The sequence below is a fragment of the Mesobacillus sp. genome (assembly GCF_049588175.1).
Lineage (GTDB): Bacteria > Bacillota > Bacilli > Bacillales > Cytobacillaceae > Mesobacillus.
In genome coordinates this window covers 1-10,631 of sequence record NZ_JBAVFI010000002.1, presented here as the reverse complement: position 1 = coordinate 10,631, position 10,631 = coordinate 1, and the positions used below count along the sequence as shown (strand labels likewise).

At 42.3% G+C, this 10,631-nt stretch carries 12 protein-coding genes; 5 read left to right on the top strand and 7 right to left on the bottom strand.

The genetic code is table 11. The features are described from left to right. The 3 genes from WB217_RS00065 to fumC form a co-directional block, all read left to right on the top strand. Positions 1–601, top strand: a 601-nt coding sequence (locus tag WB217_RS00065) for an ATP-binding cassette domain-containing protein (RefSeq protein WP_423989462.1), incomplete at its 5' end; no start/stop codon positions are given. Beyond that, a complete protein-coding gene (locus tag WB217_RS00060; protein ID WP_423989460.1) occupies positions 598–2,604 on the top strand; it encodes an ABC transporter ATP-binding protein in 2,007 nt (668 codons plus the stop codon). The genes WB217_RS00065 and WB217_RS00060, both read left to right, overlap by 4 nt. Positions 2,605–3,044: 440 nt before the next feature. Beyond that, complete coding sequence (gene fumC, locus WB217_RS00055; RefSeq protein WP_423989458.1) at positions 3,045–4,424, top strand: class II fumarate hydratase; 1,380 nt, start codon at positions 3,045–3,047, stop codon at positions 4,422–4,424. Positions 4,425–4,503: 79 nt separating this feature from the next. Here the strand turns inward: fumC and WB217_RS00050 are convergent, their stop codons facing one another. Next, positions 4,504–4,707 carry a small, acid-soluble spore protein, alpha/beta type gene (locus WB217_RS00050; RefSeq protein ID WP_207499032.1) on the bottom strand — a complete coding sequence of 68 codons (204 nt, stop codon included), beginning with the start codon at positions 4,705–4,707 and terminating at the stop codon, positions 4,504–4,506. 441 nt (positions 4,708–5,148) lie between these two features. On the opposite strand from WB217_RS00050, the gene WB217_RS00045 reads away from it, so the two are divergent. Beyond that, complete coding sequence (locus tag WB217_RS00045; protein ID WP_423989456.1) at positions 5,149–5,391, top strand: hypothetical protein; 243 nt, start codon at positions 5,149–5,151, stop codon at positions 5,389–5,391. A 61-nt stretch (positions 5,392–5,452) separates the two neighbouring features. Here WB217_RS00045 and WB217_RS00040 read toward each other — a convergent pair whose 3' ends face one another. After that, positions 5,453–6,553 carry an ABC transporter ATP-binding protein gene (locus tag WB217_RS00040; protein WP_423989454.1) on the bottom strand — a complete coding sequence of 367 codons (1,101 nt, stop codon included), beginning with the start codon at positions 6,551–6,553 and terminating at the stop codon, positions 5,453–5,455. A 216-nt stretch (positions 6,554–6,769) separates the two neighbouring features. Next, positions 6,770–7,666, bottom strand: coding sequence for a PucR family transcriptional regulator (locus WB217_RS00035; RefSeq protein ID WP_423989452.1), 897 nt, complete (start codon positions 7,664–7,666; stop codon positions 6,770–6,772). Positions 7,667–7,834: 168 nt separating this feature from the next. Here WB217_RS00035 and WB217_RS00030 point away from each other — a divergent pair, with 168 nt between their 5' ends. Next, complete coding sequence (locus WB217_RS00030; protein ID WP_335378276.1) at positions 7,835–8,095, top strand: metal-sensitive transcriptional regulator; 261 nt, start codon at positions 7,835–7,837, stop codon at positions 8,093–8,095. Between the two features lie 91 nt (positions 8,096–8,186). Here the strand turns inward: WB217_RS00030 and WB217_RS00025 are convergent, their stop codons facing one another. The 4 genes from WB217_RS00025 to WB217_RS00010 form a co-directional block, all read right to left on the bottom strand. Next, the gene (locus WB217_RS00025) at positions 8,187–8,372 is read right to left on the bottom strand and encodes a hypothetical protein (RefSeq protein ID WP_423989450.1); all 186 of its coding nucleotides are present in this window, start codon (positions 8,370–8,372) and stop codon (positions 8,187–8,189) included. Positions 8,373–8,444: 72 nt separating this feature from the next. Beyond that, complete coding sequence (locus WB217_RS00020; protein ID WP_423989448.1) at positions 8,445–8,657, bottom strand: YheE family protein; 213 nt, start codon at positions 8,655–8,657, stop codon at positions 8,445–8,447. 140 nt (positions 8,658–8,797) lie between these two features. Continuing rightward, complete coding sequence (locus tag WB217_RS00015; protein WP_423989446.1) at positions 8,798–9,997, bottom strand: YheC/YheD family protein; 1,200 nt, start codon at positions 9,995–9,997, stop codon at positions 8,798–8,800. Further along, positions 9,994–10,631, bottom strand: a 638-nt coding sequence (locus WB217_RS00010) for a YheC/YheD family protein (RefSeq protein WP_423989444.1), incomplete at its 5' end; no start/stop codon positions are given. The genes WB217_RS00015 and WB217_RS00010, both read right to left, overlap by 4 nt.

Below are 10,631 nucleotides of genomic sequence, written 5' to 3'. Positions count from 1 at the left end.
GGAGTACCCTGAAGGCAGCGGAAATCTCCTCGTTTCAGGAGTGCCAATCCAGGAACATAGCCTGAGGCAGACACGCAGCTGGATGGGATATGTTCCTCAGGAAAACATCCTTTTCTCCAGGACGGTAAAAGAGAATATCCTTTTTGGCAACCCATTGGCGACAGATAAAGAACTGCATGAAATCATCGATCTTGCAGCATTCCGAAAGGACCTGGAGCTGTTGCCCGAAGGCTTGGAGACACTTGTTGGTGAGAAAGGAGTCGCGCTTTCAGGAGGACAAAAGCAGCGGATTTCAATTGCGCGCGCATTGATCAAGGATCCTGAAATATTGATTCTTGATGACTCACTGTCAGCGGTCGACGCAAAGACCGAGAAAAAAATCATTGATAACATCCGCAGGGAGCGGAATGCAAAAACAACCATCATTACGACACACAGAATGTCTGCAGTTCAACACGCTGATCATATCGTTGTCCTTGAAGACGGCCAAATCGTCGAGGAAGGAACGCATCAGCAATTAATGGCTCAGAACGGCTGGTACAGTGAGCAGTATATCAGGCAGCAGGCGGAAGCAGTCGAAGAGGAGGTGCACTCCATTTGAGTACTGGAAAAAGATTGTTTCAATACGCTTTAAATTACAAAAAAATAATCTTCATTGCCCTTGCAATGCTTACGGTCGCAGTTGTCGCAGATTTGGCTGGTCCGTTTATCGCCAAGAAGATGATTGATGATCATATATTGGGAATCGAATCGGTATGGTATGAAACTGAACCAGGGTCTGACACCGTTGCATACAATGGAAACTATTATACGAAAGCTGAAGGTGATGCCGAGCCTGATTCAGCAGCAAGGATATTGCAGGTAGGCAGGAATTTCGTGTTTGTAGATGGCAACATTGAATTTGATGGAAAGCGCAGCTATGGCGATGGGATTTTGACGATTAATAAAGGATCGCAGGCTGCACAGTATGAAGCTGAGATTCTATCTGGCGATAATTTGTTAAGCTTTTACAAACCAGAAATCCCTAAAATCTTTGAGCTTCTCGCTTTTTATTTTGGATTACTGATAATTGCTTCAATATTTCAGTACGGTCAAAGATTTTATCTGCAAAAGTCAGCGAACCGAATTATCCAGAAGCTTCGTGAGGATGTGTTCGGGCAGATACAAAGGCTTCCAATTCAATATTTTGATAACCTCCCGGCGGGGAAAGTTGTTGCCAGGATTACAAATGACACAGAGGCCATCCGTGAATTATATGTAACCGTGCTGTCTACATTCTTCACGAGTTTAATCTATATTACCGGAATTTATATTGCTTTGTTTATATTAAATGCGAAGCTGGCGGCAATTTGCTTGTTGTTATTGCCAATCCTGTTCATCTGGACGAAGCTTTACCGCAAATACGCATCTAAATACAATCATGTCATCCGTTCGCGTGTCAGTGACATTAATGGCATGATCAATGAATCGATTCAGGGAATGAGTATAATCCAGGCCTTCAGCCGGGAGAAAGAAACACAGCAAGAATTTGAAACTCTTAATAATGAGCATTTCACATTCCAAAATAAATTATTGAGTCTTAATTCAACCACTTCACATAACCTTGTACAGGTGTTGAGGAACCTTGTTTTTGTTGCCTTCATCTGGTACTTTGGGTCGCAGGCTATGCAGCCGTCATCAGTGATTTCGCTGGGGGTACTGTACGCATTTGTTGATTATATCAACCGCTTGTTTAATCCAATTCAGGGAATCGTGAATCAGCTGGCAAACCTGGAACAGGCTCTTGTAGCAGGAGAGCGCGTTTTTAACCTGATGGATGAGGTTGGAATCGATGTCAGTGAGAAGGAAATTCCTCGCTACAAAGGGAACGTTGTATTTGACCATGTTTCCTTTGGATATAAAGAAGGAGAATACGTCCTGAAGGATCTTTGCTTTGAAGCAAAGCAGGGCGAGACAGTCGCACTAGTCGGCCATACTGGCTCTGGTAAAAGCTCGATCATGAATCTGCTTTTCAGATTCTACGATCCACAGGAAGGCAAAATCATCATCGATGGCATGGATATTGCCGAGGTACCAAGGCAGACTCTTCGCAAGCATATGGGGATTGTCCTGCAGGATCCGTTTTTGTTCACAGGTACGATTGCCTCCAATGTCAGCCTTGATCATCCAGAAATTTCAAGGGAAACTGTCGAGAAGGCACTTGCGAGTGTTGGGGCAGACCGGGTGCTGAAAAATCTTGAAAAGGGCTTCGATGAGCCAGTGATCGAGAAGGGAAGCACATTATCAAGCGGACAGCGGCAGCTTGTTTCTTTTGCAAGGGCACTTGCGTTCGACCCGGCAATCCTTATTCTTGATGAAGCAACATCAAGCATCGATACCGAAACAGAAACGATTATCCAGGAAGCGATGGATATCCTTAAAGAAGGAAGAACCACTTTTATCATTGCCCACAGGCTATCCACTATCCGGAATGCAGACCAAATCCTTGTTCTCGACCGCGGCCGAATCGTGGAAAAGGGCAATCATGACCAGTTGATGGAGTTAAAAGGAAAGTACTATCAAATGTATCAGCTTCAGCTTGGAAACAAGGTGAAGGCAGGATAATGAAATGGCCGCACTCACTTGGTTGGGGTGCGGCTTTTTTCGTTAATGAGCTGAAGCCACCCAGTGTTATAGAACCCCATACCTATTACATCATTGTCACAAAAAGTTACGATTTACCGTCTTGGGTTCCTGTGATCATGTGGTAATTTTAAAATAAATTAACCATATCAATCAGGGGGGATTTAAACATGGCGGACTTAACGGTAACATTAAGCATTGCAAGCATCATGATCCTGGGCTATTTCATTGGTTATGCAATTTACCATAAGGCATAACAATCAGTGAAAAAAGAAATAATGAAAGGCGGAAGCAGTTTTACACACTGCTTCCGCTTTTTTGATGCACATTTCTGGGAAATGAACGGAAAAAACGTTATCCTAAAGGCGGAAATGTTTTAAAAGTTTTGATAAGTATAATAATGAGGTTGAGGAGGGATCGTTTTGTCAGATTATCGTATTGAAAAAGACACAATTGGCGAAATCAAAGTACCATCAGATAAATATTGGGGAGCTCAAACCCAGAGGAGCAAGCAAAATTTTAAGATTGGTACCGAAAAAATGCCGCTTGAGGTTATTTATGCTTTTGCGGAAGTCAAGAAGGCTGCTGCGAGAGTGAACGCAAATGCAGGCAGGCTGTCTGAGGCAAAAGGAAAAGCAATCGCGGCTGCTTGTGACGAAATCCTTCAAGGTCTATTCGACCCCCACTTTCCGCTTGTAGTCTGGCAGACAGGCAGCGGAACTCAATCTAATATGAATGTTAATGAAGTGGTCGCTAGAAGAGCGAATGAATGGCTGGAACAATCTAAGTTAGACGACAAGGTTCATCCTAATGATGATGTGAACATGTCGCAGAGCTCGAATGACACGTTCCCAACCGCAATGCACATTGCCGCTGTGAAAAAAGTGACAGGCGAAGTCCTGCCTGCGATTGAATTATTTAAAAACACACTCAGGAAAAAAGAACAGGAATTTAATAATGTTATAAAAATAGGCAGGACACATCTGCAGGATGCAACTCCACTGACTTTGAGCCAGGAAATCAGCGGATGGCGAGCGATGCTTGAGAAAAACGAACGTATGATATCCGAAGGGCTGAAGTATGTCCGCGATTTGGCAATTGGCGGTACAGCTGTAGGGACAGGAATCAATGCCCCCAAGGATTTTGGTGTCGAAATGGCAAAGCAGCTATCTGAACAAATGGATGAGACATTTCATTCTGCACCGAATAAGTTCCAGGCATTGACATCACATGACGAACTTGTTTTTTTACATGGAGCTTTGAAAGCATTGGCAGCAGATTTAATGAAAATCGCGAACGATGTCAGGTGGCTTGCAAGCGGACCAAGGAGCGGCATTGGGGAACTATTCATTCCCGCTAACGAACCGGGAAGCTCCATTATGCCAGGGAAAGTCAATCCAACTCAGAGTGAAGCACTTACAATGGTAGCGACCCAGGTGTTTGGCAACGATGCCACGATTGGTTTTGCAGCCAGTCAGGGCAATTTTGAATTGAATGTATTTAAACCTGTCATTATTTATAACTTTCTTCAGAGCGCCAGGCTCTTGGCAGATGGAATGAGGTCGTTCAATGACAATTGTGCAGAAGGTATTGAAGCGAATCTTGAAGTGATTGCAGGGCATGTGGAACGATCACTGATGCTTGTTACCGCATTGAATCCGCATATTGGCTATGAAAAAGCAGCCCAAATCGCCAAACTTGCCTTCAAGGAAAATTCGACATTAAAGGAAGCTGCTATAAAAAGCGGTTATTTGACATCAGAGGAATACGATGAGTGGGTTAAGCCGGAGAAAATGATATAACCATTTGTTCAGTAAACAAATTAAGAGGCCCCCTTATAAAAGGGGGCCTAAGCCATTCTATTTTATTGTTTACTGCAATTTAGCGTTGGAAACCGCCAAGTTGTTGCTCAGCCATTTGTACAAGACGCTTAGTGATTTCTCCACCAACTGAACCGTTAGCGCGTGAAGTAGTTTCTCCACCAAGCTGTACGCCAAATTCTGTTGCGATTTCGTACTTCATTTGATCAAGAGCTTGTTGAACACCAGGAACGACTAATTGATTAGAGTTGTTACTTCTAGCCATTATTGTTTCCTCCTTCGTGTTTTTCAAAGTTGTATTTTGGGTTAGTTTGGAATCGAACCAATTCATGGCTGCTGCCATGCCGCCTGGTTTAACCCATATTAGGGAGAATGGCTGGGTTAGCCGGGATTGCACCGGCGCGCACGATTTGCTGCCTTCTATGGCTTAACCCAATATTTTTTGCCGCTTGTTGTTGCTGCGTTGTTTTTGTTGCTGTTTTATTAATAACTAGTATGTTTTGTTTGAAAAAGTTTATTCCTGTCGAATATCAGGTAATTAATTCCAATGATTCTTTCTGAAAATAGTTTTTTCTATGAGATATTCGAGTGGTTGTTATTTAAGGAATGTTTCAACCACTAAAGCCTAATCGCTTTAGCTTTTTTGTTTACGAACAGACCTTACAACATAAACTATCGATAACAGAAGGCAGAAAGGACTGATGAAATGGGGATATGCCCGCTTTGCAACGGTTTCCGCGAAATGACTCCCGTTTGTCCCGATTGTAGTGGCAGCATGGAGAATACAGGCAGAGAAGCTGACTATTATGATGATTATAGCCCGTATATGCCAATAGACCAAATGAAGCTTGAAGATGGATATCCGGTTGATTTTGCAAAAGAGGAATGCCCGCATCTGTTCAAATGCTCAAATTGCGGACACGGCAAGGTATTTTTGATAAAAGAATAGGCTCTGGAAAAGGTAAAAAGCAACCCCAACATAAGTTGGAGTTGCTTTTTTAAGTGTCCTATTATGGACGAATTCTAAATTCTGTATCTGCGTCAAAGAAGTGAACCTTGTTCATGTCAAATGCTAGTTCAATTACCTGTCCTGGAGTAACATCAGTGCGGGAATCAACACGTGCTACGAAATCCTGGCCAGCAAATTGAGAATAAATCATTGTTTCAGCACCTGTAAGTTCAGATACTTCTACAGTTGCTTTTACAGTAGCACCTTGAGAAGCATCGATGAAAACTGGCTCATCATGAAGATCTTCTGGTCTTACACCCATGATGATATCTTTTCCTACATAACCTTGAGTGCGAAGAACTTTCATTTTTCCTTCAGGAATTGCGATTGAAGAGTCATTGACTGTGAACTTGCCTTCTTCAAGTTTACCAGTAAAGAAGTTCATGGAAGGTGATCCAATGAAACCGCCAACGAAGACGTTTTCTGGGTTTTCGTAAACTTCTTTCGGAGCTCCAACCTGCTGGATTACTCCATCCTTCATGACTACTAGACGTGTTGCCATTGTCATCGCTTCAGTCTGGTCATGCGTTACGTAAATCGTAGTTGTGTTCAAACGGCGGTGAAGTTTTGCGATTTCCGCACGCATTTGTACACGAAGCTTTGCGTCAAGGTTTGATAAAGGTTCGTCCATTAAGAATACCTTAGCATCACGAACGATCGCGCGGCCCAAAGCAACACGCTGGCGCTGACCACCAGAAAGTGCCTTTGGTTTACGATCCAAGTAAGGCTCAAGACCAAGAATCTTAGCAGCTTCTTTAACGCGGCGATCGATCTCGTCCTTAGGGAACTTACGCAGCTTCAATCCGAAAGCCATGTTATCATATACAGTCATATGAGGATAAAGCGCATAGTTCTGGAAAACCATTGCGATATCGCGATCTTTTGGAGGAACGTCGTTCACGCGCTTGCCATCGATATAGAAGTCGCCTTTTGAAATTTCTTCAAGACCAGCAATCATACGAAGTGTCGTAGATTTACCGCAGCCTGATGGTCCAACGAAAACGATGAATTCTTTATCCTGAATATGAAGGTTGAAATCTTCTACAGCAGTTACTTTGTTATCATAAATTTTATAAATGTGATCTAATTTTAACTCGGCCATTTTTTAAAGCCTCCCTGAGTGTTTGTCTACAATACACAGTTTAGCGGAAAGGGAGGGTATTAATCATCGGCAGGATGCACAAAAATAATGTAAGCCCTTTTATGCAATGTGTTCAAATGGAAATGTAAACGTTTTATGCAATCTGTTCAATTAGGTATTAATGTTTTTACATTCACTATTAGAAATGCAAAGTTTCTTTTGTTAAAATATCATAATCTACCGCATTTCTTCATAAAGGCATGCAAGGTAGACCATTACCGCAGTGTCGAAATCTTTTAAATGAACCCCGGTTTTTTCCATAAACTTGTCCATCCTATATTGCAATGTATTGCGGTGGACATAAAGTTTTTTTGCAGCAAGGGAAGCATTTGAATTGCTTTCAAGGAATACTTTGATTGTCGACATCAATTCTCTGTCTTCTTCAAAGGCTTCAAGTACAGATGTCTCAAGGATCGCTTTAAGCTCGTCGGGCATGCTTGAGGCAAGTAAAATCGGGAATATTTTTTCAAAGGTATATACATGATTCCTAGTATTGTGATTCGTAGCTTGCATGAATAGCTGCTTTTCGATCGAGAAAAATTCTCGAAGCTGTGCAGTGACTTTATTGAATTTACCTATATAAAAAGACAATTTGATAAAAAAGTCACTTTCAAATGTGGAGCAAATGGATTCAAGTTCATCCGCTGTTTCTGAAACTTCTTTTCTTTCTTCCACTATTAATCCGTATGACTCTTGCAGCCAGATGATGATGTGGTCAGGGAAAAAACCATGTAACGCCTCCGAGATTTCATCTCGGTCAATCTCCTTTGCGTGAAATTGGAATTGGATGAATCTTACTTCATCGGAGTTAGTTAAAGGGATTTTTCCCTCGTGAAACAGGAACTGGTGCCAATTATGAGCAGCGCCAGATAGAATGGATGTTTTTTTCTCTTCAGCAATCTGAAAAAGAATGCTTAGAAGTTCGAGCTGGCTGGCGGACAAATCTGTTTTAGGGATGCCGAGCCAAAGTTTGTCATCTTGATTTTCGTTAAACCAATAGTAATTTGATGAATCAGCTGGGGGAAAATCCTGCGTGACAGAATTAGGGAAATAGGCTAATATTTTATTAATCATATAAGTATCCTCAGGTTTAAATTGATAAAAGATAAGTTTTCTTTTATTATAACAGGAGTAGTCTTCAATTGTTAAATAGCCATAAGGCTGTTTTTGGTAGAAAAAAGGAAAAAATATTGGTATAATAGATACAATACGGGGTACCGTAAGAGGAAGAGGTGTACGAAAATGGAATACACAGCAGAAATGAAAAATCGCTTAAAGCGTTTAGAAGGCCAAGTGCGCGGAGTCATCCGGATGATGGAAGAAGAAAACCATTGTAAGGACGTTGTAACCCAACTGTCAGCAGTTCGATCTGCAGTAGACCGTGCAATTGGATTTATCGTTGCAAAGAATCTTGAATCTTGCATTACTGAAGCAGCAAACGAAGGCAAAGATGCCGATGAAGCTATAAAAGAAGCAGTAAACATGATTGTAAAAAGCAGATAAGACACCAGCATCCTCTGTGGATGCGGTGTCTTCTTTTGTTCCGGCTGTTTTTGCTTTGGATTGCGAAGGTGACAAAATATATGCAAGCCCCTTACTCATTTGGAGGGTCTTCGGGATACAAGTCACGGCTTTCCTCTATATTAGGCATGCTCTCGCTACGGAAAACGTGGCCTCCCGCCATGCCCTCATTAATCATCCGGTCGACATCGACATATACCTTGTCCCGTCCTTCATTTTGTAAATCATCTGCGAACTGTTTATCACGTTTATCTTTCATAATGTCCTCCTTCAAGGCTTTTACGCTTAGAATTCCGGAAAGACAGGATAAACATACATCTCCTGCACCAACTTATTTATCATAAACATGAAAGAGCATAAGTTCATGGATTTGAGTCTTAAGAGCGTCTGCAAATTCTGTCGATGGCTGACACGAAGACCATTCAATATCCCCATTAGGTTGGTAAATCCCCGTGTATTTCTGCTTCTTGAAATAAAATGAAAAATGCCAGCCCGGCATATCCTTATTCTCAAACAATGGCTTAAACTGAAAATGTGTAATCACAAATGATCCCCCTGAACAAATTCTGTTATCACTATTATATAACACAATAGCGCATAAAAGCATCACCGCACCGGGGGTCAGACCCCCAGCGGTTCACCGCGTTACAGTGCCGGGGGTCAGACCCCCAATGGTTTACCGCGTTACAGCGCAGGGGGTTGAAAGCCTGTTTTCCTGAAGAAGAGGTTAACGAGTGCGGTGATTCGTTTTTGTTCTATGTGGGGTTCGTCGAAGCTCATTGGTTTGGAGTTTACTTCATAGATTACGTATTCGCCGCTTTCTGATATCCCAGCGTCAAGGGAGAATTCCCCGAAGTAGCCGAGTTCATCTGTTAGCAGCTGTCCTATTTGTTTGACTACCCATGAAAAGAATTGATCGTGTTTTTCATTTCTGAGATTCACATAGGGCAGTATAACTCCTCCATTTGGAAGGTGAGTCGTTAAATCCTGCTTTTGGGACTGGCGGATTCCAATCCCGGTTACTTCATAGCCATTCGGTCCATCATGGGCATGAACCCTGAAATCAAACCTTTTACCGTCGATGGCGGCAGGGAAAATTTCTTTTTGGGCGATATATTCATGCTTTATAAGCTGCCTGCCCTTCACTTTCCATAATTCCTTCATGCTTGGATAAATATGCTGGTATGAATGGCTGAAAAATTCGATTTTCCCGCTATTCCACTCCCGGATGCGAAAGATGCCAATGCCTTTTGAGGAAGATGCTGGCTTCAAATAAAGTCCGCGATGGTTTTCAAGAAATGCTGCTAAATGGATCATTGATTTAATGGCGATGCTTTCTGGCATTAAATCGCGTAATTGCGAATGCCTTGAAAATAATGAGTACAATTTATTTTTATTGATAAAAGCTGGATTGAAAAATGGAATCCCAAGTGCAGAAAGGTATTTAACGGCATCAGTGAATGCGGGCTGTTGTTCTGCGTGACGGAAAGGAATTCGGTTAAAAACAAGGTGGGGCAGGGGGGTCTTGATTGGGATCCACTTCTGCTGATCAGGTAAATAAGTGACGCCTGTGATTGCATCCTTTACCAGTGTTTCAGGTGGAAATATAACAACCATTCCATTCCTTTTGGAAACCTCTGCTTGTAAGGCATGAAATAAGGGGCCATTGCCTGACAGAGCCAGCTTCCTGCTCATGGCAGTCATAATGCCAATCAAAGGTCCGGTGGTTCCATTCAAGTTATTTAACAGAAATCGGTGGCTATTTTCCGGCAGCGAACCTGATGAAGCAGGAACCTTGATTTTATTAAAGCCAAAGCTGATATTCTCATCAGCTCTGGCTTCATGCGTCCACTCTTTCGAATCTGAATTAAATCGGAGAATCATTTGAATATTTCCTCTGGGGCCGTTATTGCTTTCTCTGCCAGGAAAATTCCGAATGAAAGAGACAGCTTGCGTGTCAGCAAATCAAAGTTCTTTAGCTTTGGGTGCTTGAATATTGATCGGCCTGGCTTTGAATTCGCCTCAAAGATCCATACCTTACCGGATTTATCGATGCCGAGGTCAAAGCCGATTTCCCCGATGATTCCTTCCATATTCTTTTCCAAGATTGAACTAAGAAGCAAGGAAACCTCCGACAACCGCTTTTCATACAGCTCCCGTTCGTCTTTATTCTCAAATAGTTCATCGAGAGATTTTACGACCCCGCCATTATTTACATGTGTTGTAACGCTTCCTTGTCCGGCAATTTTTGCAGCGATAGCGGCTACCTGCCACTTTCCGTATTCATCTTTATTTGTATGAACTCGGAAATCGATCAGCCTTTTCTCGGATCTGAGCAGGCTTATTCCCTGCTGGACAATCATGTGCGAAAGATTCCGTTTATGGAAAACCTTTTTCATCAACTTTTCAAGGCTGTCGAATTTCGTTAATTTGTTTATGCCTTCTTGGTCGCGATAACGGCAATAATAGTCACCTGTCAGTTTATCAAACAGAATTTGATGGATTCCAAGGCCTAGAC

What these genes read in the sequence shown, in the direction of transcription:
- WB217_RS00050 (WP_207499032.1), bottom strand. Translation starts at nt 4,707, where the DNA reads ATGGCTAGAAGTAACAACTCTAATCAATTAGTCGTTCCTGGTGTTCAA.
- WB217_RS00025 (WP_423989450.1), bottom strand. Translation starts at nt 8,372, where the DNA reads ATGAAAGATAAACGTGATAAACAGTTCGCAGATGATTTACAAAATGAA.
- WB217_RS00040 (WP_423989454.1), bottom strand. Translation starts at nt 6,553, where the DNA reads ATGGCCGAGTTAAAATTAGATCACATTTATAAAATTTATGATAACAAA.
- WB217_RS00035 (WP_423989452.1), bottom strand. Translation starts at nt 7,666, where the DNA reads ATGATTAATAAAATATTAGCCTATTTCCCTAATTCTGTCACGCAGGAT.
- WB217_RS00045 (WP_423989456.1), top strand. Translation starts at nt 5,149, where the DNA reads ATGGGGATATGCCCGCTTTGCAACGGTTTCCGCGAAATGACTCCCGTT.
- WB217_RS00015 (WP_423989446.1), bottom strand. Translation starts at nt 9,997, where the DNA reads ATGATTCTCCGATTTAATTCAGATTCGAAAGAGTGGACGCATGAAGCC.
- WB217_RS00030 (WP_335378276.1), top strand. Translation starts at nt 7,835, where the DNA reads ATGGAATACACAGCAGAAATGAAAAATCGCTTAAAGCGTTTAGAAGGC.